This window comes from Empedobacter brevis NBRC 14943 = ATCC 43319, assembly GCF_000382425.1.
GTDB classification, from domain to species: Bacteria; Bacteroidota; Bacteroidia; order Flavobacteriales; family Weeksellaceae; genus Empedobacter; species Empedobacter brevis.
The window spans coordinates 366,370-391,172 of sequence record NZ_KB908291.1 but is presented as its reverse complement, the minus strand read 5'-3'; the positions used below and the strand labels follow the sequence as shown (position 1 = coordinate 391,172).

The 24,803-nt window shown below is 32.3% G+C and carries 29 protein-coding genes; 3 read left to right on the top strand and 26 right to left on the bottom strand.

Translation table 11 applies throughout. The annotated features are described in order from the left end of the window. Window positions 1–103 precede the first annotated feature (103 nt). From H277_RS0102000 to H277_RS20460, 8 genes are all read right to left on the bottom strand, one after another. A complete protein-coding gene (locus tag H277_RS0102000) occupies window positions 104–340 on the bottom strand; it encodes a hypothetical protein (RefSeq protein WP_033422495.1) in 237 nt (78 codons plus the stop codon). A gap of 576 nt (window positions 341–916) precedes the next feature. After that, the gene (locus H277_RS0101990) at window positions 917–1,369 is read right to left on the bottom strand and encodes a hypothetical protein (protein ID WP_019973894.1); all 453 of its coding nucleotides are present in this window, start codon (window positions 1,367–1,369) and stop codon (window positions 917–919) included. Between the two features lie 31 nt (window positions 1,370–1,400). Beyond that, window positions 1,401–1,904, bottom strand: a complete 504-nt coding sequence (locus tag H277_RS0101985; RefSeq protein ID WP_019973893.1) for a hypothetical protein — start codon at window positions 1,902–1,904, stop codon at window positions 1,401–1,403. A gap of 90 nt (window positions 1,905–1,994) precedes the next feature. Then, window positions 1,995–2,363, bottom strand: a complete 369-nt coding sequence (locus H277_RS0101980; protein WP_033422494.1) for a hypothetical protein — start codon at window positions 2,361–2,363, stop codon at window positions 1,995–1,997. A gap of 2 nt (window positions 2,364–2,365) precedes the next feature. Next, complete coding sequence (locus H277_RS0101975; protein WP_146810822.1) at window positions 2,366–2,737, bottom strand: hypothetical protein; 372 nt, start codon at window positions 2,735–2,737, stop codon at window positions 2,366–2,368. Between the two features lie 12 nt (window positions 2,738–2,749). Next, window positions 2,750–3,115, bottom strand: a complete 366-nt coding sequence (locus H277_RS0101970) for a hypothetical protein (RefSeq protein WP_019973890.1) — start codon at window positions 3,113–3,115, stop codon at window positions 2,750–2,752. Window positions 3,116–3,142: 27 nt separating this feature from the next. Next, a complete protein-coding gene (locus H277_RS0101965) occupies window positions 3,143–3,619 on the bottom strand; it encodes a hypothetical protein (protein WP_019973889.1) in 477 nt (158 codons plus the stop codon). A 16-nt stretch (window positions 3,620–3,635) separates the two neighbouring features. Next, window positions 3,636–4,121, bottom strand: coding sequence for a CHAP domain-containing protein (locus H277_RS20460; protein ID WP_260392658.1), 486 nt, complete (start codon window positions 4,119–4,121; stop codon window positions 3,636–3,638). On the opposite strand from H277_RS20460, the gene H277_RS20455 reads away from it, so the two are divergent. Continuing rightward, a complete protein-coding gene (locus H277_RS20455; RefSeq protein ID WP_019973887.1) occupies window positions 4,087–4,326 on the top strand; it encodes a hypothetical protein in 240 nt (79 codons plus the stop codon). The genes H277_RS20460 and H277_RS20455 overlap by 35 nt on opposite strands. Before the next feature lie 19 nt (window positions 4,327–4,345). Here the strand turns inward: H277_RS20455 and H277_RS0101950 are convergent, their stop codons facing one another. The 9 genes from H277_RS0101950 to ffh form a co-directional block, all read right to left on the bottom strand. Continuing rightward, entirely contained in the window at window positions 4,346–4,999 is a 654-nt protein-coding gene (locus tag H277_RS0101950) for a hypothetical protein (RefSeq protein ID WP_019973886.1), read from the bottom strand. A 14-nt stretch (window positions 5,000–5,013) separates the two neighbouring features. After that, window positions 5,014–5,667 carry a hypothetical protein gene (locus H277_RS0101945; RefSeq protein WP_019973885.1) on the bottom strand — a complete coding sequence of 218 codons (654 nt, stop codon included), beginning with the start codon at window positions 5,665–5,667 and terminating at the stop codon, window positions 5,014–5,016. Between the two features lie 5 nt (window positions 5,668–5,672). Beyond that, window positions 5,673–6,272, bottom strand: a complete 600-nt coding sequence (locus H277_RS0101940; RefSeq protein ID WP_146810821.1) for a hypothetical protein — start codon at window positions 6,270–6,272, stop codon at window positions 5,673–5,675. Next, entirely contained in the window at window positions 6,244–7,164 is a 921-nt protein-coding gene (locus H277_RS0101935; RefSeq protein WP_262487683.1) for an RHS repeat-associated core domain-containing protein, read from the bottom strand. The genes H277_RS0101940 and H277_RS0101935 overlap by 29 nt, the downstream gene beginning before the upstream one ends. 374 nt (window positions 7,165–7,538) lie before the next feature. Next, the gene (locus tag H277_RS18460) at window positions 7,539–8,087 is read right to left on the bottom strand and encodes an STM3941 family protein (RefSeq protein ID WP_019973881.1); all 549 of its coding nucleotides are present in this window, start codon (window positions 8,085–8,087) and stop codon (window positions 7,539–7,541) included. 17 nt (window positions 8,088–8,104) lie between these two features. Next, window positions 8,105–11,770: a DUF6443 domain-containing protein gene (locus tag H277_RS0101920; RefSeq protein WP_185150058.1), complete on the bottom strand. Its 3,666-nt coding sequence runs from the start codon at window positions 11,768–11,770 to the stop codon at window positions 8,105–8,107. A gap of 4 nt (window positions 11,771–11,774) precedes the next feature. Beyond that, the gene (locus H277_RS0101915) at window positions 11,775–14,984 is read right to left on the bottom strand and encodes a hypothetical protein (RefSeq protein ID WP_146810310.1); all 3,210 of its coding nucleotides are present in this window, start codon (window positions 14,982–14,984) and stop codon (window positions 11,775–11,777) included. Between the two features lie 3 nt (window positions 14,985–14,987). Next, complete coding sequence (locus tag H277_RS0101910; protein WP_019973878.1) at window positions 14,988–16,496, bottom strand: T9SS type A sorting domain-containing protein; 1,509 nt, start codon at window positions 16,494–16,496, stop codon at window positions 14,988–14,990. A gap of 155 nt (window positions 16,497–16,651) precedes the next feature. Continuing rightward, window positions 16,652–18,013, bottom strand: coding sequence for a signal recognition particle protein (gene ffh, locus H277_RS0101905; RefSeq protein WP_019973877.1), 1,362 nt, complete (start codon window positions 18,011–18,013; stop codon window positions 16,652–16,654). Between the two features lie 116 nt (window positions 18,014–18,129). On the opposite strand from ffh, the gene H277_RS0101900 reads away from it, so the two are divergent. Further along, window positions 18,130–18,492 carry a hypothetical protein gene (locus H277_RS0101900; protein ID WP_019973876.1) on the top strand — a complete coding sequence of 121 codons (363 nt, stop codon included), beginning with the start codon at window positions 18,130–18,132 and terminating at the stop codon, window positions 18,490–18,492. A gap of 40 nt (window positions 18,493–18,532) precedes the next feature. Here H277_RS0101900 and hemB read toward each other — a convergent pair whose 3' ends face one another. After that, window positions 18,533–19,525: a porphobilinogen synthase gene (gene hemB, locus H277_RS0101895; RefSeq protein WP_026357352.1), complete on the bottom strand. Its 993-nt coding sequence runs from the start codon at window positions 19,523–19,525 to the stop codon at window positions 18,533–18,535. A gap of 184 nt (window positions 19,526–19,709) precedes the next feature. On the opposite strand from hemB, the gene trmD reads away from it, so the two are divergent. Further along, window positions 19,710–20,396 carry a tRNA (guanosine(37)-N1)-methyltransferase TrmD gene (gene trmD, locus H277_RS0101890; protein WP_019973874.1) on the top strand — a complete coding sequence of 229 codons (687 nt, stop codon included), beginning with the start codon at window positions 19,710–19,712 and terminating at the stop codon, window positions 20,394–20,396. A gap of 43 nt (window positions 20,397–20,439) precedes the next feature. Here the strand turns inward: trmD and H277_RS0101885 are convergent, their stop codons facing one another. Genes H277_RS0101885 through H277_RS0101850 form a run of 8 tightly spaced genes read right to left on the bottom strand, consistent with a single transcriptional unit; the run spans window position 20,440 to window position 24,724 of the window. Next, window positions 20,440–20,886, bottom strand: coding sequence for a VOC family protein (locus tag H277_RS0101885; protein WP_019973873.1), 447 nt, complete (start codon window positions 20,884–20,886; stop codon window positions 20,440–20,442). Between the two features lie 27 nt (window positions 20,887–20,913). Next, entirely contained in the window at window positions 20,914–21,570 is a 657-nt protein-coding gene (locus tag H277_RS0101880; protein ID WP_019973872.1) for a DUF2461 domain-containing protein, read from the bottom strand. 3 nt (window positions 21,571–21,573) lie between these two features. Beyond that, a complete protein-coding gene (locus tag H277_RS0101875; RefSeq protein ID WP_019973871.1) occupies window positions 21,574–22,038 on the bottom strand; it encodes a DUF1801 domain-containing protein in 465 nt (154 codons plus the stop codon). Beyond that, window positions 22,038–22,967 (bottom strand): DUF1801 domain-containing protein, encoded by a 930-nt coding sequence (locus H277_RS20360; protein WP_019973870.1) that lies wholly within the window; start codon window positions 22,965–22,967, stop codon window positions 22,038–22,040. The genes H277_RS0101875 and H277_RS20360 overlap by 1 nt, the downstream gene beginning before the upstream one ends. Window positions 22,968–22,981: 14 nt before the next feature. Continuing rightward, window positions 22,982–23,434, bottom strand: a complete 453-nt coding sequence (locus H277_RS19575; RefSeq protein WP_019973869.1) for an SRPBCC domain-containing protein — start codon at window positions 23,432–23,434, stop codon at window positions 22,982–22,984. A 4-nt stretch (window positions 23,435–23,438) separates the two neighbouring features. Next, the gene (locus tag H277_RS0101860) at window positions 23,439–23,831 is read right to left on the bottom strand and encodes a VOC family protein (RefSeq protein WP_019973868.1); all 393 of its coding nucleotides are present in this window, start codon (window positions 23,829–23,831) and stop codon (window positions 23,439–23,441) included. 4 nt (window positions 23,832–23,835) lie between these two features. Continuing rightward, complete coding sequence (locus H277_RS0101855; RefSeq protein WP_026357349.1) at window positions 23,836–24,252, bottom strand: SRPBCC family protein; 417 nt, start codon at window positions 24,250–24,252, stop codon at window positions 23,836–23,838. A gap of 25 nt (window positions 24,253–24,277) precedes the next feature. Beyond that, entirely contained in the window at window positions 24,278–24,724 is a 447-nt protein-coding gene (locus tag H277_RS0101850; protein ID WP_026357348.1) for an SRPBCC domain-containing protein, read from the bottom strand. Window positions 24,725–24,803 lie beyond the last annotated feature (79 nt).

Below are 24,803 nucleotides of genomic sequence, written 5' to 3'. Positions count from 1 at the left end.
TATTTAAACTTTTTTCTTCATAATCATTATAATGGTAGGCATAACTTTCGATACCCGAATAACTCATACGTTCTGTACCAATATCAATGGACCTCAAAGCAGGTTATAATAATCCTAATAAATCCAATAGATATGCGCCTCCTAAAAATAATATACAAAACATGACAAGTCCTATAAATGCATTGTAAATGTCTTGTACAATATTGCTGTCCTCGTTTGTTCCGGTTAAATCTTCTTTTGTTAAGCGTTTATTAAAAATTTTTAAGAAATAATATCTGGTGTTTACCCCTAAAAACCTTATAATCAATCGCATGAAAATTATTTCAAATAGTACTTCCATTTTTAAGATTTTAAAGGTTACATAAGTTGAAAACTAATTTTTAAGCTTTATAAAAGTTTTAGTTCTATAACTATATAATACGCTTAAATTATTAGAGAATTTATAAATCATTTTTACATCATTCTCTTTTAGGCAATCATTATTAGTTGTACATAGAATATCTACATTTTTATTGATTTTTTTATAATCTGTAGCGTAATCTTTACTGTATAAAAAATTCTTTTTTTCTCTTAGGTAGAAATCATTTTTTATTTTACCTAATAAATTAGGAAACCTATTAGTTGAATACACAATTATTGTATAATCATTATCTAATTTCTGTATAGTAAAAACTTTTAATTTGTTAAGATTAATAACGATACTTATCGTGAATATTAATATAATATTTACGATAACTGTAAAAAAATTAATTTTAATTTCTTTTGTTATAATTTTATTGAAACACACAATCAGAATACAAACTAAACAAATTAATACAAAGTTGTGATTAAAATTATATTGCCATAATGTTGGTATAATGAATAGAAAGGATATTATTAAACCTAAAAGATATACTATTCTCATTTTTTTAAAATTTTACATATCTAAACGGGTATCTATATATTTAAAACTACTTTTTTTGATTTGAAAATTGTCGTCTTTTTTTAACTTTCGTCCATCAGGTAGATAAAATTCCAATTGGATAACTTGGGATTTTAGTTTTTCAAAATCCTTTTCGCTTTTTATTTTATTATATTTTATATAATAAAATAAATTTGAATTTGAATTTAAGAAATTCTCATGGTCATATTTGTTTAAATAAGCCCTTTGCTCCTTTGTATTATCTTCAAAGATTAAATGACTTGGAAAAAATATATCTTCGTTAAGAGGTTTGGCATATATGCATAACATTGATTGTATTGAATCTGTGAAGATAGTACTTTCCTCTATAGAAATTTCAATTTGAGAAATGATTAATTCTTCTTTGTTTTTACAATTTAAAAAAGTAAAAACTAACGCAAGTATAACAAAACTTTTTTTAAATATCATAGGTATTTATTTAAGGTTGAAATAGCTTATCTTATTCAATTGATTTGGGATCTGGGGGTGCATTCCACAAACGTATTAAGGATACAATTTCATAATTAGGATGTTTTTTGATAATAGCACCATTATAATTCTTTATTATTGAATTTTTGATTTTGCTCTGTAATTCAAGAGATGGATAATTTTTTTCAATAAAATTTGTAGAACTATTATATTCTATTTTTAAAGTTGATTTTTCGGGAATAATTTCTTCTGGTAGATGTCTAGATACTAATTCTATCGTATCTTTTAGATTTATTAGATAAAATTTACTGTATAATTTATTATGTATTGATATTTCCTTATTACTCTTATTTTCAAAGATCAATGTCGTAATTAAATTAACCTCAAACTTCTTATCACCCCTATTTATCGAATCATATAATAATTCTTGATGATATAGGGAAACATGAATGTTCTCTAATTGATCATTATTTATTTTACACGATATGATTACTATCGTAAAGATAGTATAAACAAAAACTCTAATTCTTTGCATATCTTTTTAGTTTAGAATTATTTCAAACCTTATCTTCAAGTTTATTTCATCGTTTTATAAATGTTAAGTAATCTAAATAATTTTTGATATTCACCATCCTTCTCTTATATAAATGTCATTGTAATCTAATACTTCTAACAACTTTCCATCTCTGTAGTGTTCTAACTTTAAACTACCAGAATCTTTAGATACTGAATCGCCAACTGATAATTTTTCCTCGCAATTAACAAAAGGACAACCAATTGATTTATTATTACCAGAAATAATTAATCCGTTATGTTGTTTTTTGACTCTGTATATAGAATCAATTTTTTCATGAAATTTATCTAAAATAACCATATCTAAAAATACTTCTTTATTGGTTCGTTTATCTGAAAAGGTTATATACCCTATATAGCTAAATAAACTTAATAGAGGCAATAATATTACTGCTAATAATGTCCACCATTCTTTTTTCATATTCACCATCCTTCTCTTATATAAATATCATTGTAATCTAATACTTCTAACAACTTTCCATCTCTATAATGTTCCAATTTTAAACTACCAGAATCTTTAGATACTGAATCGCCTATCAAAAACTTATGCTCCCAATTTGAATAAATTTTATATTTTTCATCATTTCTTTTTCCTTTTATAATTAATACATTATGATCCCTCTTCTCTTTATAAATGTTATTTATACTATTGTGAAAAGCTAATTTTTTAACATTATCCAAATAGATTTGTTTTCTTGTTCTTGTTTCTGTTAAATAATTGAATGTTCCTATTCCTATTATTAATCCCATAGGGAAAAGTATTATTATAATTAATATCCACCATTCCTTTTTCATATGACTTAATTTTTATTTTAATAAATATGTATGACTGTTTTGGTACATAACTCCTACTTCAAATTTTCCGCTTGGTCCTACACTTACTGATTTTTGTATATAACCTCTATCATTAGTTCCCCATTTTGATGGAGAAAAAGCTTTATCTTTTGGAAGTGTTCCTTTTCCAATACTTCCTCCATAATTATAACCTGCTCCACCAATTGGAGTTGTAAGTCCTATATTGTATGCAGAACCTTCTCCTTCCATATCATTTATACTAAATGCATTACCACTTGTTGTCTCAATAGTTCCAGCATCAAAACCTAGACCTCCTCCCCATCCAATGTTTCCATTAAATGAGAAGAAGAAAGCTGATTTCCCATATGTATCTTTCACTCGCCCAAATCTAAGAGATTTGGAATTTTAGTTCTGATATATTACTATTATTTTATCTCCATACTCCTTAAGAGCATGTAGATACTTTGTTGAAAGCTCTAACCTATTTTTAGTTTGAGATAACACGATTTGATTAAGTTCAATAGGTGAAAAAGGATGAAATAATACTCCATCGTTATAGAATAAATTCTCTTTAAATAAATACAATGTTTTTCCTCCATCTGTTACTCTATAATTCTTATATCCATATTCTGGAAATCCAATTAGATTTTTTTCAAGATTTATATGTAATCTCCTTTTGTAGTAATCATCGAATATAATAATATAAAGCATCTCATCTTTTTCTTTGTATAGTTTACAAGGAATAATTTCATTTTTCTCATTAACTACCTTATACGTTTCCATTTGCTCAAAACTACGAGCATTTGGAAAATAATATTGCTGCAATAAAAACAGAATTATTAGTAATAATATACTAAAACATATATACACAATTTTTTTCATAATAATAAATTAGTTTTTAAGGATATGCTCTCCAAGGGTTATTTCCTGATTTTGTAGAAAACACTGATCCAACATATCTTCTATAAACATATGTAGAACCGTCTGGAAGATGATTTTTATTAGAACCAAAATCTGTCACTGAAACTTTATTATATGTACCACTGGTTCCTATAGAATGTGTTTGAGAGATCATTATAGCTACATGGCCAGTTGCATCAGAATATCCATATTTATATGCAACTATATCACCAGCTTGAGGCTTTGAAACAACCTCCCAACCTCTTATAGTTACATCTGGATCTCCCCATTGACCAGCTGTTGGAGGCCCTCCCAACTCAAGAATACCTTTTAATCCACCCATATTAGGAACATTGATTCCTGATTTTTTAAGTACATCATATACGAATTTATTACATTTATTAGTGTTGACACCAAATTCATCTTTTAAAACATCATAGTTATACGCTGTGGAGTTCTCATTATCTTTTACATTTTTTACAATTTGTTCTCTTATTTTCTTAGGATCTCCATTTTGTGAATTTTTATCATCCTCTTTTTTATCTTTAGGAGTTGGATTACTAGTGCTAGTATTTCCTCCATATCCCGGAGCAGCGGTAGATTCTATTGCACCAACACCTGCTACATTTGCAAGAGTAACTCCAAATCCAAGTTGTACACTTTCTATACCTCCTCCTAGACAAGATTAATTTTTAATGTTTTTCAAATTTATTTATCCAACGGATGTCCCGTTTCCCAGTCAGAAAATGGACTATACATAAAAAGTAGCTTACAATTACTTGCTTTCACTTTAAAATTTGAATCTTCAAATAAATTAAAGAAACTTTCTATCGTTAGATTTTCAGGTTTCTCACGTATTTTTAATTCACAAGGTTTATCGACATCTTGAAAAATAATTTCTTTATCCATGTAAATGCTTGTTATTTCTTTAATTTTATAATCTTGCTTTAATAATAAGGGATTCAAAACTTTTGTTGTTGTTAAAGGCCCTGCATTATTTATATAAATTATATTCTTTCTTTTTATGATTGCATAATAATCATTCAGAATAAAAGCAATTTTTCTATTGTCCTTTTTAGATTCTATAATAATACGTGCCGGAATTGTATATAAATACCGTTCAGGTAAATTTGTAAGAAACCTTTTTTGGACTAGAAATTTGAAGATATATTCATCATCTTCTTTTATTTTATAATATTCATATCCGTCTACTTTAATCATTTCCTTTACATCGAATTCCATTTTATTAGGAATAGAATCGTTGTAGATAGATGTATAGTCAGATTCTTGAGCATGTATTGAAAATGATAAGAGATATACTGCTACACAAAATTTAATTTTATTTAACCACTTTAACGCCATTTTGATTGATATGTTTATTTATCCAATGGTTGATTTATTTTCCAATCGGAAAACGGTTGATAAATTAAAAGTAATTTGCAATCACTTGCCTTTACTTCAAAATTAGGGTCCGTAAATAATACAAAAATTTCTTCGATAGTTAAATCATTTACCTTCTTTCGAATTTTTATTTCACAAGGTTTATGCACATTCTGAAAATATAATTCACCTTTTTTAATAGAAAATCGGGTTATCTCTTTTATTTTTAGATTAGAATCCAACAGAAAAGGATTTCTTGCTCCATTAAGTTTAAAAACTTTTTTTATTGTTATTTTATTTTTTTGTCTTTCTATATAATAACGATCATCTATAACAAATGCTATTTTAATATCTGACGAATGAGAAACAATTAATACTCTCAATAATTCACCAGAACCTGTTTTGTCTTTCCACTTAGAATACTCTTTATGAGAACCCATCAGATAAATTGTATATCCTTTATTTTCTTTAATTTTATATAATTCATTGTTTTTTTCTAAAATAACTTCTTTTACATCAAATTCCATTTTATTAGGAATAGAATCGTTGTAGATAGATGTATAGTCAGATTCTTGAGCATGTGTTGAAAATGATAAAAGATATACTGCTACACAAAATTTAATTTTATTTAACCACTTTAATTCCTCCATTTTTATTAATTTGTAGATCTTTGATCTTCAAGTTTTAAGTACTTAATATTATACTTCTCAAATAGCTTTTTTATCAGTCCTAATTTATCTGAGCAATTATAACCTAAATTCATTTTTTCATTACTAAATTTCACGACACCACATTCAAAACAGATTTCAATATAATCACTAAGATAATCTTCACTATCTAAAAATAGAATAGCATTTTTGGGCATATAACATCCAGACGAAGAAACGGTTATATTTCCTTTATTATAGCCGTAATTATAAAACACATCTGTTAATTCATTAATATCTTCTTTACCAAGATAATAGGCCTCGTTAACATCTTCTGGTTCAAATTTTTTAGTTTTTTTATATAATTTTGATAAATACTTAGACAATTCCGTTCCTATAAGCCCTGGTTGTTTCTGTGTATAAGAAATGAATACAATGTTCTCAGAATTGTTAAAAGGATAGTTTTTTAATCTTTCTTCAGAAGAAAAATTAAAATTTTTAGGACAACCTTCCAATTCGATTCTATGTTTAACTGTACATCCATTAATGATTAACAACAATAAGCTAATCTTAACTATTCTACTTAATAACTTTAACGCCATTTTCATTGATTTGTATGTTTTTTATATTTGTTACATTTCCGGAATTTGCTTTTAACCAACCTTTTTCATAATGTTCAGATAAGGTCATATTTTTATTAAAAAAACTTTTGATTTCTACACTTATTGAACCTGTATCTAAATATGTGGTATAGCTACTTGAATATTTATCTCTATTCATAAATACGTCAACATTATTTCCTATACTTTGCGAAAAGAAAGCTGCATTTACAGTATTAGAATAAGCCATATCGCAAGCCATAAATATAAAATTTTTGCCATTATTTACAGATTTACCTAATCTAATTAAATTTTGAATTTCATATTTTGCTATAAAATTTGTTAAGACATTTAATTGGTATTTTGTTATATCACTATCTGTTACCCAATTTAATCTATCAGCCCATGTATTTTCGTCATTAATAGAATTTAAGAAAATACCAGATTCTGAAGTACCATCATCGAATCTCCATATACCTCCATGGGTAAAGAGCATTAAATTATTGAATTTTCTGTTTCCAATTTTGTCAACAGCTTCTTCTGTTGTATCTACATTTATGATATCCCAACCTGCTTTTTTAAAATCTTTTACATTAAACTTTCCTGAATCTTCTTTATATCTAAAATTAATAATAGCATTATTTGTACTTTTTCCTTGTATAGTTGTTTCTACCGAGCTCGTTCTCATGACACTGCTTAGTGGAACACCAAAAGCCAATTTAGGATCAGGTGTTTCCCCTCCTTCTGCGTCAGCTCCACTAGGATCTGCAAAAAATACAGGGTTGTTATCAAAAGCGTTATAGGTCGATTTGGTATAATGAATAACAGGATCTTGCACCATCCAACGGGCAAGAGCAGGATCGTACATCCGCAGATTCATATCGTACCAATTCATCCCCAACTCACTTTGAAACTCAGCACTTCGTGCGGTATGTTCGTCAAAAGTTTATTTAAACTTTTTTCTCCATAATCATTATAATGGTAAGCATAACTTTCGCTACCCGAATAACTCATACGTTCTGTACCAATATCAATGGACCTCAAAGCAGGTTATAATAATCCTAATAAATCCAATAGATATGCACCTCCTAAAAATAATATACAAAACATGACAAGTCCTATAAATGCATTGAAGAACTCCTTGTCAATTAAATAAGATTAGAGTTTTTAGGGTTTTTGAAATTTAATTTTGCCATGTACAGTTGTATTTGCATAATGTCAGATGATTACAGTTCAAATTTAAACCATTGATAGTGTATAATACTACAAATAATTCTAATACTTTGAATCATAACTAGTTTTGTGCAGTTTAAATCCATCTAAAATATACTCTTCCAATTGATCAAAATCACAATTTATAAAATTAGAAGATATTGATATAGGAGTCCCATAAGATCTATAATTTGCTTTAAGTAAGTTTGATTTTATTTTATTTGATGTCTTAATATAATTTTCTGGATTTTTAACATCTATAAGTAAAAAACTTGTTTTTCCAACGTTACTTTTCTTTATTGAAATTATATCTTCCCACTTAATTAAACCTACTGCTACAAAACTAGAATTATCAAAAATTCCTTTTTCATTTATTATAATTCCTAAATTTTTATCAAATAAAACTTTTCTAATCAAGGTAATTAATACAAAACCAAAAAATAGTGCTGCTATAATACCGATAAGTCTTATCAATAGGATATTCTTTACTAAAATTGTAGTAAATTTGTAGGGGAAAATTGTAAAAAGAATACCTAAAACTCCCAGTATCCCTCCTCCTAGTATCCATAATACGACTTTTTTATTACTGAACTTAATTATTTTTGTTTCCATTACTTTTTATTTATTTCTTAATAAGCGGCTTTAACTGCTGTTTCTCCAGCTTCTGTTCCTATTATACCTCCCACGATTCCACCTACAATACCTCCAATAAGAGCCCCAGGTGCTGCTCCTACACCACCAAACCAAACACCAACTCCAGCTCCTATTTCAGCTCCTAATACAGCTCCTCCCCAAGCTCCAGCAGCTCCTCCAGCCACTCCTCCAGTAGCTACTGCAGCATTTTGACCAAATGTACCTCCGTCTTCCTCAATACCATCAGCAATACTAATACTACCAAGAACAACTGTAGTTACTGCACTTCCTTTTCCTAGAACACTTCCGGCTCTATTCATATAAACAGGTTTTATATAAGTTTTTCCATTTCCATAGAATTTTGTAATCCCTAAATTAACAGGCTTACCTGGACGGGCTGTTCCTACAAATAATCTATTTCCGTTTCTACCATTATATGAAAGACCTCCTCCAAAACCTCCTATACCATCATTTAAATTTCCTATCCAACTAGGTGTATTTAGTCCTACTACACTTCCTGGATGATAAGTTGTATAAACTCTATTAATAAGAAGATACCCATCAATTTCAGCATCTAAATCATCACTACTATCTAAATAAAGATTTCCAGCATTTTTTAATTCAGGATCATCAACTCTTTCTAATCTACGGGTTACTGAAGTATACCCTTCAGAATAACTTTGATATCCAATTGCTCCGGGATGAGTGGCTAAATCAAACGTAATTCCTCCTACTCCGGAACTAATTTGTGTACTACTATTGCTACTCTCATTACTGCCTTCTGCAGTAGCTCCGCTAGGATCTGCAAAATATACAGGATTGTTATCAAAAGCGTTGTAGGTCGATTTGGTATAATGAATAACAGGATCTTGCACCATCCAACGCGCAAGAGCAGGATCGTACATTCGCAGATTCATATCGTACCAATTCATCCCCAACTCACTTTGAAACTCGTTACCGTTATAGTGGTACGCATAACTTTCGCTACCCGAATAACTCATACGTTCTGTACCAATATCAATACCCGGCAATGCCGCGGTTTTTGGATAAGAAATTTCTCCTTCATCTAAATCCCCTATAACTCTTCCTCCTTGGTAGCCGTTGTGTTGCAAACCGTAAGGATAATAATGGTTCTCCTCAATCGTTTTTAATTTATTTTCATGTTCGTCCCACGCATAACTGACACGTGTATTTCCCAAATGGTCTTTATAATTGTAAACGTAACTTAGTTTTTCGTTATTGTCTTTTACAATAACATTGACATAACCTTCTGCGGTAGGAAAAAACTGTAAACTTCCGTTTTTATACTGAAAACCATTTAAATAATCTGTCCGAACAGGAACAGGATTACTTCCCGGGTTGGTTTTAGAAACTTTTTTTTGTACCTTCTTCCCTGTTGCATCGTACACAAATGTTATGGTACTGCCATTTAACCAAATAACTTCTGTCGCTAAATTCAGGTGATTGTATTTGATTTCTATAATATCTTTACTGTGGTCTTTTTTCAGATTTCCGGCAGCATCATATTCGTATAAAACCCCTGTTTTGTTAGAACTAAATCCGGACGGATGAGCGGATGAGTCTGTAAGAGCAGAAAGTTTGTTGGTATTTGAACTATAAGTATAACGTAGATTATCAATAACAACAGGTGTAGAGCCGCTTTCGGTATCTCCGTTACGCTGCAATGTTGTGATGTTCCCGTTATGATCATAGGTGATATTTTCGTTGTAGTAATTTTTTGCATAAATCCCTGTTCCTTTGTAGAAAATAGCATCTGTCAATTGATTTATTCCATCATAGCTGTAATCATAGCTTCTTAACGTATTATTGGAAGAGGATTTCCAAAAAGTCTGGCTGATGTTCCCATTGTATAAACCGGTTGCAGTTGCAGCCCGTCTTGGTCCGTACTTCAATTGGTCATAACTTATTTTGAAAGCAAAAAGCCTGGTTGCATCCGATAAGGAAGCATCCACATTGTTCAGATCTGTCATCCATCCCCGGATGTTGTATTTATAATCAATGGTTTGCAATGGATTAACTTCTGTATTTCCTACTTTTTTAGACGTTAATCGGCCTAAATCATCGTACCTATTAACGGCCAATGTTTCCAGTTTTCCACTGTTAACCCGGTGTGTATGTTTAGTCAGACGCAATAAATCATCATAATCAAAATGTTCTTCTATTATTCTTTCGGCTTCCGATGAATTTGGACGTTTGTGAACAACTTTACTGTCAGTCGGCTGATCGACATAGTTCAGCTTAAAAAAACTTTTTGTATACCCGTTTCCAGGGTAATGAATTTCTGTTGCAACCGAACGCAGGTAATCCTGCTCATAAAAATTATAGGTTTTATTCCATGTCGTTGTCCCCAATATATTCACGAAACTCGTTGTCCCCAATCCTTTCAGTTTTTTTGAAGACGGATCATTTACAATGGTATGGTAAGCAGCTGTTGGAAATGTAACTCCTGTATTTTCGTACGTGTCATAATAATTGACAATCAATACCGTCATATTGGTTTTGGGAAATGCAGCATTGGTGTAGTAAATATTGTTTAGCCCATTGTTCTGAAAACTACCTGTTGATTTCTCTTCAAAATTAACTGTAGAACCATTCAATTCATTTTGTAAAGCAAGTCGCGTTGCGGATGAGGTATGCAAACCTGAATAAACGACACGCCCGTATTTATCGTATTTTATAAAACTCCACTCTTGGTTGGTTTGGTTGGCCGATTGTGTGTACACTACTCTATCGTTCTTGTCGTATACAATAGATTCCCACAATTTTCCCGGTTCCATTTTTTGAACCAGCCGGTTTCTGGAATCATAGCGGTACTGATACCCCAAATTGTTTAATAAAGTGGTGCTTATCGTTCCTTTTTCACTTAAAAGAGGCGGCAAAACATAGGCTAAGTTTCCATAGACATCGTAAATATAATAGGTATTTAAAGCGGTACCCTGGTTGAATTTTCGTTCCAACACCACCTGCCCTTCCTTATCGGTGTATTTTTCTGTCAGGTTATTGGTATTGCCGTCTGATGACTGCCAATTTTCGTTGCGAATAATAGTCTTGTACAACATATTTTGCGGATACACAGTTGGTGTTGCGGTTAAGCTATTGATGTATATTTTTTCTGTTGTATGATAAGTTGTCGATAAATCAAATTTCTTTACATGATCTGCTGCCGAATTGAAGGCATACTCATAACGGATTTCATGACCACCATCCATTTTCCAGCTTTCGCCTGGTGCAGAAGTTTTAATTTTGCGTTGCAAAGGATTGTTTTCAAATTTTGTTTCAGCATACACATAATTTGCATCCGTACCATATAAATTCAGTCCGTTGTAATACCCTTTTACAGCAGATTCATTCAACCCCGGTTGAAATTCAAGTGTTGAAGAAACCGCCATTGGTAAATATTCTCTTGCTTGTCTTCCCAGCGAATCATATTCGGTCAGGTTAACCAATGCCTTGAGATTTGGATTAAATGAGTTGGAAATGGATTGTATTTCCCGTCCTAATCCATCTAAGTATTTTATGGTTTGTATTTTTTCTGTACAATTGCCATTTAAACAAACGGTTTCCATCGTATAATTTTCCGTTTTCGTTTGAGCGAATGCGTTGACGGAAAATAAACTAAATAGTAAAAGTAACTTTCTCATCGGATTAATTTTTATAATTATACTCATTCGATTTCACCGTCGTTTTCACACCGTTGACGTCTTCTTTCATGACATTTAATAATCGGCCATACGCATCATAATTGTAATAAACAGAGGTTCCGTTAGGGTTGATCATTTGCTGAACACCCTTCAATGGCTCGTACACATAACCGGTTATCATGGCTGCCGAAGTCGTGCTAATCAGACTTTTTAATTTCGTTACCAATGTGGCATTATCTACAGCATCTTCAATTGCTTTGATGTCAGTTGCTGAGAAATCAGAAATCCTTGCACCTTCTATCTTCGCAACCGGATACGTTCCTTTGTATCCCCAAATAACACTTGTTGTGACATCTTTTACCGTATACTGTGTCAAATTCCCATACGTATCGTAAGCGTCAAATGTTATTTCCTTATCTATTGATGTGTCAATTGGCTGATTTCCTTTGTTGACATAAACAAATTGAGGTAAAACGAAATTTTTTGTGGTGAATTTACCATACGTACTTTTTGTTTCTTCTAGCTTTATATTTTTGGTGATATTGGTCGTTTTCTTTCTAACAGGCGCCGAATGAATATTCATCTCAATCAAATCCGACATATTCGTTTCACTCGGGTCATCCAACGGATAAGTTGTTTCCTGAACTATTTTTTCATTTCTACTGTTCAATGAACTGATTTTCCACGGATAAGTATGTTTTGGAGGAGATTTATACTCGTATGTTTCTTCTTTTACAATCTCCTGACCATTTAATTTTTCGATTGTCGTTTTCTTCAAAGGTTTAATCCAATAGTTTTTAACTGAAAATACATCAAAAATAAAGGGACGTTCATCTACCTTTGACCCATATTTAAGTACAATTCCGACATCTATGGCTTCTCCACCATTATTATTCAATAAACCTTTGTTTAGTTCTGTGCTGTAATCAGGTTCATAAATTTCTTTTTTCACCCATTCACCGGATGCATCATACTCAATCGTTTCTTTTAACTCTCCTCTTTGAAAACCATCCATTGGCCAAAAAAGTTGAATAACATGTCGGGGGCGGTATCCATAACCATTGTCATGTTCATTATCAAAACGGTATTGTTTTTTGAACGATATTCCATCGCCCTTATAAATTTCCTGCACATATTCGTACCCAATAGATTTTCCACGAACTGTAGAAGTCTGCCACCCCGGATTATTGGTGATAGAAAGCTTCTGTAAATAAGACGTGTAAAGGGTTGCTTCATCCGGTTTAAAAGGAATTTCATCATAAAGAACAGGATCAAAATAACTTTCTCCAAAATTTTTTCCCGAAGATTTACGGGTAACAGGATTTTTATACGTGAATTCTCTTGTGATGGTATGTCCTTTTGCATCCTCAGATTGTATACGCTGAACTCTTAATGTTCCGATAATTCCGGTATCTGAAGTTTCTTTTGGTATTTTTTCGATTGTTGTGAATTCAGCTTCGCACTCATAATTATACATGGTAGCAGGAAAAATAGCTATTCTATAGCTTCCGTCATTTACATCAGTTGACCAATTCCCATATTTATCAGATTCAAAAATAATCGAATTATTGGATAGATTTTTAATCTGGATTTTACATCCTCCATGTGCACTTGGCTCGTTTTGTCTTCCTATTACGTTAAAGGTTCCGCTTATTTTTTTCTCGAAATAGTGGGTGATATCAAAATCATAATTCAAATTAGAATCTGTACTCACATACCCGGGATAATCGATTATTTCATAATCTTCAGGCAAAGTAAAATCTTTAAAGAACTCATCATTTTCGTATTTTATTTCAGTAAATCCTTTCGTAGGATAAGTGATTCTTTTCAAATTCCCAATCACTCCATAAGTAAGATCTGGCTGTTTATTTGCGCCGGAAAAATTAAACAAAAAACCTTCTAATCCCACAATGTTGCGTACAGTAGGAATAGCTGTCGTATTTCCTTTTCCATTGTAAATTCCCCAATAATCCTGATCATTTGAAATTCGTGTGGGGTTCTTGGATCCTTCATAATAGTCTAACTTGTATACTCCTTTACTATTTTTTTCTTCTACAGAAGTCAAAAATAAACGATAGTCAATTCCTTTTAGATAATTTCGGTCAATTGGATATGTTTCTGTAGCTTGGACGTATTTATAATTCAATTCATAATTTCGAAGAAGAGCTCCTGCATTATTTTTAACACGAATTGTTTTTAATATTTTATCTCCGGGTAAATCCTTTCTATCTGTGTCTCCTTTGTTTAAGGTAGTAACATAAGTAAATTCAATGTATCCGTTTGGAAAATCTATTTTTGTTAAAATAGATTCCTTGTTCACAGAATAATTGTGACAAGTTTCTGGAGCTTGTCCAAAATTATTTGGTAAAGGTCCACTTCTATGAGTGGAAATCGTTTTTGAACTAGAAACAGAGGTCACGTACGTTGAATTCACGTATTCATTGTAGTGATACGTCACTTTATGCTGAGTTGGTGTAATGATTTGTCCTATTTTATAATTGGGATCATTGTATTCAAACCCAGCGTTTGTATTGCACGAATTAAAACTTTGAACCAATTGATCTGTTGTAAAATTGTGAAGAACTCCTTTGTCATTGTAAATTTTCATATAGTCCCATGATCTCCTTATTTTATCTTGATTCATAGGTATGGGAACGCCATCAATTCCATTTGAACGAACAATAAAATGCCCGCCACTCCCTACAATATTATACGAATAAACATCCGGTTGCAAATCTTGCGGTTTGGTGCTTCCCTGCATAATATCCAAGACCTCTCTTGCCAACTGTTTGTCATTCTCATTGTGAATAGGATCAAATGTTAGGTGATCTATAACAGGCCGGGTTCCTGTTCGTATAAAATCCGGTGTTCCAATTACTTGCTGCGAAAGTGAAGCTCCTGTGTCTAAACTCCATCCTAAACCTGTTCTTGTTGCAATTTCGCCTACCGTGACTCCTTTTGTTGAATAGCTTAGTTGGATTGGAATTTTCGTTCCGTTTAAATCGATTTCATAAAGTGGAATTGTAAAAGTAGCGACACCGGTATAATTTCCCGAAGGTATATCGACAAATTTGCTTAGCCCGTTTGCTTCCGGCGTTTTGGGAAACATGTCAGGAGTTAACGAAGATGTGTTACTTAATTCAGTCGGATTCGTTTGTGCGAAAGTAGGGCCGCTTAAGGATAAACACAATAATTGGAAGTATATTTTTTTCATGGCTTACTTTTTAAGAACTTTTATCGCGTGCGTTTGGTTATTCACAACAAATTGAAGAATATAAACACCACTCGGGTAATTTCTTAAATCTATTGCGGTTGTACGGGTCGTCAGTTTAAAATCTTGTAATTTTTGTCCTGCAAGAGTATAAACTGCTCCTTTCGATGGTTCAAATTCCTGTTGAATGAGTAAATTGACATAATCAGAGGTTGGATTGGGATAAATTTCAACCAATTCACGCGGTGCTTTGCTTTCTTTATTTCCTAATTTAATCATTCTAAAGTCTTGGTTAAAGGATGTTGAGGAATTCTTTGAATTAGAGTTCCCAATTAAAATAATTGATTCGTCTCGTGTTTGAATAGCAAATTGTAAATCATTAAATCCGGATTCTTTCAGTTCTTTTTTCCAATTTTCAGAGCCATTTTCATTCAGTGTAAATACCGTAAAAAAAGAAGTTGGTTCAATATTCCTGTCTTTTTTAAATCCTTGTTCACTTCCGGCAATTAAAAAGCTTCTGCCTTTTTGTTCAAAAATGTGATTAAGCAGAAGATTATTCTTTAATTCTTTTTTTATTTCTGTATGAGTATTGCCTTTTTCGTCAACCGTTAAAATGTGCAACATACGTTGTTCATTCTCTATACTTGAAATTAAAAGATTGAAGTGTTGTTCGTCATTCACATCAACAGCATGGAGTAAATCATCTTCTTCTGTAGAGACAAGTCGTTTTTTGGTTTGGACGTCTCCTTGCTGAGAAAGTAAAACCATTTCAACATCAAATCCCTTGTCTTGTTTTGTAACTGTTTCATCGATTGAATTGGTATTGCCTAATAAAAGATAGCCACCTTTTATTTCTTTGATGTATTTTACTTCTTCATTTAGATTTCCACCAATCGTTTTTTCCCATAAGACATTTCCTTTCGAGTCTAATTTAATCAGCCAATAATCAAAACCGCCGAAACCATCATCTTGTTTATCGCTACTTTTACCGGAATTTGATTCTCCTGCCAAAAGATAGCCGCCGTCTTGGGTTTTTATAACTTGACGTAAAAAATCATTTCCCGAACCGCCTAATGTTTTTTGCCATTGCAGGTGTTTTCCTGCATCTAATTTAATGACCCAATAATCGTGAAGTCCTTTAGAATTTTCCGTTTTATCTCGTCCTTTGCCGGAATCTGAAGATCCTGCTAATAATATTCCTCCATCTGGTGTGGAAACAGCAGCATAAAGAAAATCATTTCCTGAGCCACCAAAAGTGTGTTGCCATTCCTGTTTTCCGTTTTCATCAATTTTTGAGATAAAATAATCTAAATCTCCTTTGGATGAATTATTCTGAGTATTTGATAGGTCAGAACCCGAACTCCCTAAAATGATGAAACCATAATCAGGTGTTTGGATGGCGTTATACAGATATTCTGCCTGTTCTCCTCCAATAGATTTTTCCCATACAATATCATGCTGTGCAATAGCGTAAATGGAAAATAAGGAGAAAACCGGAAGTAGAGCTTTCTTCATATTGTTAAGTGTTAATTATTTCTAATATACTCATTTTCTTTTAATAAGAAAAATAATGCACGTAGAAATTTTGCTCTTCTCTGGAATTTAAAAAAATATTATCATAAAAAAAGCTCCCACTAGTGGGAGCTTTTTTTATGATAATATTAAATTTTTTACATCTTTGGCATTCCGGGGAATCCTCCGGCAGGCATATTTTTAGACATGGTTTCCATCATCTTTTTACCATTAGAAGAATTCATAAATTTCATCATTTTTCCCATCTCAGAGAATTGTTTCAATAGCTGGTTGACTTCCTGTAAAGAAGTCCCAGAACCGGCAGCAATTCTTTTCTTACGAGAATTATCGATAATCGTTGGATTCTGACGTTCTTTTTTGGTCATAGAATGTATAATTGCTTCAACACCTTTAAAAGCATTGTCATCAATTTCTACATCTTTTAATGCTTTTCCGGCACCTGGAATCATTCCAACCAAATCCTTCATATTACCCATACGTTTAATTTGCTGGATTTGTTTTAGGAAATCGTCAAAATCAAAACTGTTTTTCGCAATTTTCTTTTGTAAACGTTTTGCTTCCTCTTCGTCAAATTGTTCCTGAGCGCGTTCTACTAACGAAACAACGTCTCCCATTCCCAAAATACGATCCGCCATACGCTCTGGATAGAAAACATCTAAAGCTTCCATCTTTTCACCAGTCGAGATAAACTTAATTGGTTTATCGACAACAGTTCTAATCGTTAAAGCAGCTCCACCACGAGTATCTCCATCTAATTTTGTAAGTACAACCCCATTGTAATTTAAAACTTCGTTGAATGCTTTTGCAGTATTTACCGCATCTTGCCCAGTCATAGAATCGACAACAAACAAAGTTTCGGTTGGGTTGACAGTTTGATGAACGCGGCGAATTTCATCCATCATTTGCTCATCAATTGCTAAACGACCAGCAGTATCGACTATAATGACATTGTTTCCATTTTGTTTTGCTTGAGCAATCGCTGCTTGAGCAATTTCAACAGGATTTTTATTTTCTAAATCAGCATATACATCAACACCAATTTGCTCTCCTAAAACCTGCAATTGATTGATAGCGGCCGGGCGATAAACGTCACCTGCAACTAGCAATACTTTTTTATTTTTCTTCGTTTTAAGGAAATTAGCTAATTTTCCGGAAAAAGTTGTTTTACCGGAACCTTGTAAACCAGCAATCAAAATAATTGTAGGATTCGCTTCTATTTGAAGTTCTACTACCTCACCTCCCATTAATTTTGCTAATTCATCGTGAACAATTTTTACCATTAATTGTCCAGGATTCAGAGATGTGATTACGTTTTCTCCTAAAGCCTTTTCTTTTACCGTATTTGTAAAATCTTTAGCAACTTTATAACTAACATCGGCATCAACAAGTGCTCTACGCACTTCTTTTACTGTTTCTGCAACATTAATTTCAGTAATTTGTCCTTTTCCTTTTAAAGTATGTAGTGCCTTATCTAATTTATCCTGAAGATTTTGAAACATTTTGAGTCAATTTTATACCGCAAATATAAAAAATTTATACCGAATTATATAAAATTACACAATAAGGCTCTTAATTAAATTTTTATAATTAAATTGTGCACTCAAATTTTGGTTGAATGAAAAAAGGTTTAGTATTATTTCTATTCTTTGTTGCTGGGGTGGTTTTCAGTCAAACAAAGAATAATCAAACGTATTATTTTTTTTCCATTGCTTATGGACAAAATAATGAAGTTTTTGTAACGGATATTTATGAAGCAGATCTCGAAAGTAAGGAGATTTATGGAAAGTTGGCGGATAGGTATACAACATTCCAGAATTACTTGTTAAAGAACGGTTCGATCTCGTCTTTAAAAGAGATTCAGACGGGGTATGAGAAAAATTACCACAAAAAAGAGCAAGCTTTAGCCGAGCAAAAATATTTGCTTTCTACGTTAGAAAAACAGCAGTTTAGAACAAAAATGATTAGCTATACGCTTTAAAAAAAGAACCACTTTCAAAGTGGTTCTTTTTTCTTTATTATTATTCATTTAATAGTCGTGCAGCATCTTTTGCAAAATAAGTTGAAATCAAATTAGCTCCTGCTCTTTTAAAGCATGTCAATGTCTCTAACATTATTTTATCGTGATCAATCCACCCTTTTTCTGCAGCAGCCTTTATCATGGCATATTCTCCGGAAACCTGATAAACAGATACAGGAACTTGTAAATTATCTTTTATTAGTTTTACGATATCTAAATAAGCCATACCCGGTTTTACCATCAAAATATCAGCGCCCTCTTCTACATCAGCAATTGCTTCACGTAAGGCTTCCTCTGAATTATGAAAATCCATTTGATACGTTTTTTTATCTTTTGGGATATCTTGTGTATCAACAGGTGCAGAATCTAAAGCAGTACGGAATGGTCCATAAAAAGAGGATGCATATTTTGCTGCATACGTCATAATTCCAACATTATGGTAACCATTTTCTTCTAAAGCCATACGCATCGCTCCTATTCGTCCGTCCATCATATCTGATGGTGCAACAAAGTCAGCTCCGGCTTCAGCATGAGACAAGGTCATTTTTACCAACGCCTCAACTGTTTCATCATTGACAATTTCTCCGTTTTTGATGATTCCGTCATGCCCATAAATTGAAAAAGGATCCAATGCAACGTCAGGCATTACAATCATTTCAGGAACCGCATCTTTAATGGCTTTGATGGTATTCTGCATCAGTCCATTCGGATTCCACGCTTCTTTCCCAGTGTTATCTTTTAAATGATCGCTAACTTTACAATATACATTAACAGATTTAATTCCTAAATCCCAAATCTCTTTTACCTCCTTTACTGTATTATCAATAGAATGGCGGTAAATACCAGGCATTGCAGCAATTTCTTCTTTCACACCCTCACCTTCAGCCACAAAAATTGGTAAAATAAAATCGTTTGGTGATAAATGATTTTCACGAACCATACTACGAATAGATTCATTCTTACGAAGTCTTCTATGTCTGTTATATATAAACATTTTTTATAAAATTTTACTACAAATTTACTTGTTTTCATTTGATTTAGTCTAATGAATAATATCAATTCTATTTCATTTATTTAATGTGGTATTGATCTTCTAAATTGCATTTTTTTTTTATCTATCGTTTTTAAAAAATAAATACAAATTTGCGCAAACGTAGCTAAACAAATATCTTTGCAAGATGCGAATAGATATTATCACAGTTTTACCAGAATTATTGGTGAGCCCTTTTTCAGCCTCAATTATGAAACGAGCGCAAGAAAAAGGTTTGGCTGAAATTCATGTACATGATTTGAGAGAATTTGGCAAAGGCCGTTACAGACATGTTGACGATTATCCTTATGGAGGAACATCCGGAATGGTTATCATGTGCGAGCCTTTAGACAAAATGATTTCAAAATTAAAAGAGGAACATGAATATGATGAAATTATTTATTTGACACCTGATGGAGAAACGCTTAATCAAACGATTGCAAATGATTTATCATTGAAAGGTAATTTAATGATGATTTGCGGACATTACAAAGGGATTGATCAACGTATTCGTGATATGTATGTAACACGCGAAATTTCCATTGGCGATTATGTACTTTCCGGAGGAGAATTTGGAGCAATTATTTTAGCCGATTCTATTATCCGTTTGATTCCCGGTGTTATTGGAGATGAGACTTCTGCTCTTTCTGATTCGTTTCAGGATGATTTATTAGCGCCACCCATTTATACACGCCCGGCAGAGTATAAAGGCCATAAAGTACCCGAAGTTTTGCTGTCTGGTAATTTTCCTAAAATTGAAGAATGGTTACACGAACAAGCGGTTGAACGAACAAAAGAGCGCCGACCAGATTTGTTAGAAAAAAGATTAAAATAAAAAAAGCTTCAAAAAATTGAAGCTTTTTTTATTTTTCATACGATTACATCGGTTGCGCTTTATTTCCTTCGAAATGAATCATCCATGGAATACCAAATTGATCCACAAAAGATGAAAACAATTCAGCAAAAAACTGTTCACCTAAAGGCATTTCCATTACTTTGGCATTGACAGATAATCGATCGAATAATTTTTTTGCTTCTTCTGCAGAGCCAGTATCCAGCATAACATAAACATTATTTCCCTGCACATATTTTTGCCCAAATTCTTCAACAACATCAGATCCCATAATCATTGTCGATTCATTGATAAATAAAGCAGTATGCATTACCTTTTCTTTTGCACTTTCAGGTACTTGAAAATCTGGACTAGGTGGTATATCACCCATTCTATGCACCCCGGTATTTTGTGTATCAAAAACGGTTTCGTAAAACTTGAATGCTTGTTCGCAATCTCCGTTAAAATTTAAATAAGCGTGTACTTTAGCCATAACTTGTAATTTTTGTGATTGATAGTTTTAATATAATGGTTGACCATTTTCATCTGTGGTTAGCACTTCGGTCATATAATCTAAAAAGGGTTGAAGAACCTGAATTGATTTAACAACTTTTTGAGGAAAATCATGTGCTAAAACTTCATCATCAGTAAAATTTTTGATGAATAAATATTGCTTTTTTCTTAATAATTCGATGCGTTCATGCTCTTTAGAAAAACCTTTTGGAGCGGATTTTACTTCTTCTCCTTGCATCTCTCCAAATTCTTTTTGTATTGATTTTGATTGCAGAATTTTTTCCAATTCATCCGAAGCTTCAATGTCTTTTCTAATTCTTAATAAGTCATCTCGCTCCGGTCCCCAAAAACCAATACCAATAAAACAATGATCGGGTTGAATATGAAAATAATATCCGCCTCTATGATGAGGTTTTTTGCGCCCTGTTTGGGCAGAAAAATGTGATTTATATGGTGTTTTATCATGAGAGAAACGAACATCTCTGTAAATTCTGTAAATTTTTAAAGGTTCTAGTTCTTCCTTTTTACTTAATTCCTGATAAATTTTATTAAAAATTAAATCTGCTTCAGCCTTAGCTGTATCAAATTCAGGTTTATGTGCTGTAAACCATTCACGGTTATTATTTTTCTGTAATTTTTTTAGAAATTTCACTATTTCTGACATGCTTTATTTTTTTCGGGTAAGTAATACTTTTTCGTAATTATCTATCCATTGCTGCGGGGTAACTTTTGTTGCTAATTCACCAATTAAATCGAACGGAATTTTATCCGTCTTTTTGAAGCGAATACAGCTTTTTCCCATATCCAATTTTCGTTTCGAATGTTTTGGATATTCTTCAATAAACCAATTTAATAATTGATTATCCATGTAAATTCCCATATGATATAATGCAATGAAATTCTTTTGTGAAGCAAGGTTGATAAAAGGTAAAGGTAACTTTGGGTCACAATGATAACCATTTGGATAGAGCGAATGAGGAACAACAAAACCAATATGACCGTAACTAATTTCTTCTTGAAACCCTTTTGGCAAATTTGTTTTCAATGTTTCATACAATTTCTGCATTGTTTCCTTTCGATCTTCAGGAATATGTTCAAAATATTCTTCTAAATTTGGTACATCGTATTGCATTATTTTCTGTATTTATCATTCAACCCTTTTCCTTCTAAAATTAAGGGTTTTATTTTTTCTATCCGAGAAATTTTTGTTTTTTCTTGTTTGGCTTCTTCAATGTATTCGATGTATTCTTTTTGTTTTCCGGGAGTTAAAGTTTTGAATGAAGTAAATAGTTTAATGTCTTGATCTAAAGTATCTTTCAAAATGCCACTCACTTCTTTTGGAGCTGATTTTTCAGGTTTAATTTCTTTCCCTTCTTTCACTAACCGAATAGCTTCCAGTACATATTCTTTTACTTTTTTGACATCGATATCTTCTGCAGAATTGAAACGCCATTGACGCAAAGCTTTCGTTTTTGCTTCATTCGCATTCACCAACACATTGTAGGAATCCGTTAATAAGACACCATTATGAAACCATAAGGCAAAATGATGTTTAAATCCACTGAAAGCCAAAACATTTTTCTTGTTGAAGGTGTAGACATCTCCACCCCATTTAAATTCTTTTACCAATTCAGTTTCATTGACAATTTGTTGAATTTTCTCGTTGGCTTCTGTCCAATTTCCATTGTATTTTGTCCATTCTCCGGCTTTTTGATTTTTCATCAAATCGACTTTATACAGTACAATTTCCTTTAGTAATTTTTCTGGTAAAACTTTATTTAAAGGAAATTGGATGGCTCCTTTTGAGGTTTTATAACCGATTAAATCATGTTTAAAATGTTCTATTGCTTCGGCTCCGGGATAGATTCCTAAATGATTTTTAAATAGTGCAAAATGAATCAGATTCCCATTCAAACGAAATGTTGGCATTTTATAATTAATTGTTTCGTGTGCTTCGGGAGCTGTTTGATGGATAATTTTTCGGACATTTTTTAAAATTTGTTGTTGATCCTTTTCAAATCCGGCAATATATTCATCAATGGTTGCAACGTTTTCTGACATAAATTTTCACTAAATTAATCCTCACAAATTTCTTTTAAACTTCGCAATGCATTCAACCACATGTGTCTCATTTCGGTTTCTGAATCAATATTTTCATCAATTTGTACCGAACATGTTAGTCGAGTATGCCCTTCAACATTGTCAAATTTATAACTCTCTTCTGCGTTCTTCCATGAATCAATTTCAGGACCTTCATAAATTTCCCGTCCATTTTTTAGCATTCCGATATGGCGCATTTTGATGGACTCTCCTATTTTATTTTCTTCAATTTCTGAAATAATTCCGGAAGTTCCATGTTCATTTTCTGATGTAAAATAAACAGTTGATCCCTCCGACCAATCTCCTTTATAATCTGAAGTTTCACTAAAAGGTTTTGTCCAAATTCTATATGAATCCGGAGCTAACATGACTTTATGCACATATTTTGGCTGTGCATAAATAATCTCTGTGAACGATAATTTTTTCATAATTTTAGGTATTTGCTAATCCAAAAACAGCTCCTGCAGGATCTTCTACAATTACAAATTGTAATTTCCCTTCTTTATTCTTGATTTCATGAACAGATTTCCCTCCCAATTCTAAGGCTTTTTCCAAACTTTCCGACACATTTTTTACACTGATATACATAATCCATTGCGAAGGAATTCCTTTGTTGACACCTCGTTTTGTACATACTCCGCCGGCAGCTTCATCCTGCGATGACATCATTGCATAATCATTGTATTCGTCCTCACCATCTTTCATTGCTACATTTTTCACCTCCCAACCAATGACTTCTTTGTAAAAATCTTTTAATTCATCTGAATTTTCAACGGTCAGATCAGCCCAGACAACCTGACCAATTTTTGTTTTACTTTCTTCCATTTTTCTATTTTTTTAGCGCTTTTGATTCTACATAGCGTTTGAAGTTATCCAAAATAGCCTGCCAGCCTTGCTGTTGCATCTCTATTGAATTTTGATTTTCCGGTTCAAACTTTTCTGTGATTTTTGTCAAATTATTTTCTTCATGAAAATTAATTTCGACTTTACGTCCATCTGCAATGTAGTAGCGAATAAATTGATTTGGAATAATTTCGTCATATTTAGCTTCAAATTCAAATTGAAAACTTCCGTCCTTAGCAGCCATTGTACTCTTCAGATTTCCTCCAACTGCCAGATTATTTTCTGCTTTTGGGCAATGCCAATCATCCGAAGCTTGATTCCATTTTACAATATCTTCAGGAGAATTGAATGCCTGCCAAACTTTATCTATAGGTGCGTTTATACTTGTTTCGATTGTGATCATTCTTATCATTTTTAGTGGTTAGTTATTAAGAATTCATAAAATCAAATGCTCCTTTGCGTAAATTGATTCCATATTCGAGGTAAGCTTTTAAACAAGCTAAAAAATTTGCCCAACCTTCTGTTTGTCCCGTGGTTTGTTTTATTCCGGCTTCATCATCATTCATCTCATGTTCAATAACTTTGACAATGGTTGAGTCGTTTTCTCCTTTCTCCAGAAATATTTCAACCAGCATATCATCAATGCCTCCACTCCAATCAAACGAAATGTATTCGTCTTGTTTGATCTCTCCTCCCGTGACAGGAAAAATATCATCAAATTCAGGAAATTTCCATTCAATACTTTTACCCGTTTCAATCCTCCCGGAAGAAGATGCAATAAAATATTGATTCATTTGAGAAGGATTAATGATTGCTTCAAAAACTTCGCTTCGCGGTTTTTGAATTTGAATAGCAGCTTTTGCGGTTAGCTTCATGTGGTTATGATTTTGGCTAACTAATTTAATCAAAAAAATGGTTAGATTTTTTATTTCATTCAAAATAATCATCAAAAGT

What these genes read in the sequence shown, in the direction of transcription:
- H277_RS0102000 (WP_033422495.1), bottom strand. Translation starts at nt 340, where the DNA reads ATGGAAGTACTATTTGAAATAATTTTCATGCGATTGATTATAAGGTTT.
- H277_RS0101990 (WP_019973894.1), bottom strand. Translation starts at nt 1,369, where the DNA reads ATGATATTTAAAAAAAGTTTTGTTATACTTGCGTTAGTTTTTACTTTT.
- H277_RS0101985 (WP_019973893.1), bottom strand. Translation starts at nt 1,904, where the DNA reads ATGCAAAGAATTAGAGTTTTTGTTTATACTATCTTTACGATAGTAATC.
- H277_RS0101980 (WP_033422494.1), bottom strand. Translation starts at nt 2,363, where the DNA reads ATGAAAAAAGAATGGTGGACATTATTAGCAGTAATATTATTGCCTCTA.
- H277_RS0101975 (WP_146810822.1), bottom strand. Translation starts at nt 2,737, where the DNA reads ATGAAAAAGGAATGGTGGATATTAATTATAATAATACTTTTCCCTATG.
- H277_RS0101965 (WP_019973889.1), bottom strand. Translation starts at nt 3,619, where the DNA reads ATGAAAAAAATTGTGTATATATGTTTTAGTATATTATTACTAATAATT.
- H277_RS0101950 (WP_019973886.1), bottom strand. Translation starts at nt 4,999, where the DNA reads ATGGCGTTAAAGTGGTTAAATAAAATTAAATTTTGTGTAGCAGTATAT.
- H277_RS0101945 (WP_019973885.1), bottom strand. Translation starts at nt 5,667, where the DNA reads ATGGAGGAATTAAAGTGGTTAAATAAAATTAAATTTTGTGTAGCAGTA.
- H277_RS0101940 (WP_146810821.1), bottom strand. Translation starts at nt 6,272, where the DNA reads ATGAAAATGGCGTTAAAGTTATTAAGTAGAATAGTTAAGATTAGCTTA.
- H277_RS18460 (WP_019973881.1), bottom strand. Translation starts at nt 8,087, where the DNA reads ATGGAAACAAAAATAATTAAGTTCAGTAATAAAAAAGTCGTATTATGG.
- H277_RS0101920 (WP_185150058.1), bottom strand. Translation starts at nt 11,770, where the DNA reads ATGAGAAAGTTACTTTTACTATTTAGTTTATTTTCCGTCAACGCATTC.
- H277_RS0101915 (WP_146810310.1), bottom strand. Translation starts at nt 14,984, where the DNA reads ATGAAAAAAATATACTTCCAATTATTGTGTTTATCCTTAAGCGGCCCT.
- H277_RS0101910 (WP_019973878.1), bottom strand. Translation starts at nt 16,496, where the DNA reads ATGAAGAAAGCTCTACTTCCGGTTTTCTCCTTATTTTCCATTTACGCT.
- ffh (WP_019973877.1), bottom strand. Translation starts at nt 18,013, where the DNA reads ATGTTTCAAAATCTTCAGGATAAATTAGATAAGGCACTACATACTTTA.
- H277_RS0101900 (WP_019973876.1), top strand. Translation starts at nt 18,130, where the DNA reads ATGAAAAAAGGTTTAGTATTATTTCTATTCTTTGTTGCTGGGGTGGTT.
- hemB (WP_026357352.1), bottom strand. Translation starts at nt 19,525, where the DNA reads ATGTTTATATATAACAGACATAGAAGACTTCGTAAGAATGAATCTATT.
- trmD (WP_019973874.1), top strand. Translation starts at nt 19,710, where the DNA reads ATGCGAATAGATATTATCACAGTTTTACCAGAATTATTGGTGAGCCCT.
- H277_RS0101885 (WP_019973873.1), bottom strand. Translation starts at nt 20,886, where the DNA reads ATGGCTAAAGTACACGCTTATTTAAATTTTAACGGAGATTGCGAACAA.
- H277_RS0101880 (WP_019973872.1), bottom strand. Translation starts at nt 21,570, where the DNA reads ATGTCAGAAATAGTGAAATTTCTAAAAAAATTACAGAAAAATAATAAC.
- H277_RS0101875 (WP_019973871.1), bottom strand. Translation starts at nt 22,038, where the DNA reads ATGCAATACGATGTACCAAATTTAGAAGAATATTTTGAACATATTCCT.
- H277_RS20360 (WP_019973870.1), bottom strand. Translation starts at nt 22,967, where the DNA reads ATGTCAGAAAACGTTGCAACCATTGATGAATATATTGCCGGATTTGAA.
- H277_RS19575 (WP_019973869.1), bottom strand. Translation starts at nt 23,434, where the DNA reads ATGAAAAAATTATCGTTCACAGAGATTATTTATGCACAGCCAAAATAT.
- H277_RS0101860 (WP_019973868.1), bottom strand. Translation starts at nt 23,831, where the DNA reads ATGGAAGAAAGTAAAACAAAAATTGGTCAGGTTGTCTGGGCTGATCTG.
- H277_RS0101855 (WP_026357349.1), bottom strand. Translation starts at nt 24,252, where the DNA reads ATGATCACAATCGAAACAAGTATAAACGCACCTATAGATAAAGTTTGG.
- H277_RS0101850 (WP_026357348.1), bottom strand. Translation starts at nt 24,724, where the DNA reads ATGAAGCTAACCGCAAAAGCTGCTATTCAAATTCAAAAACCGCGAAGC.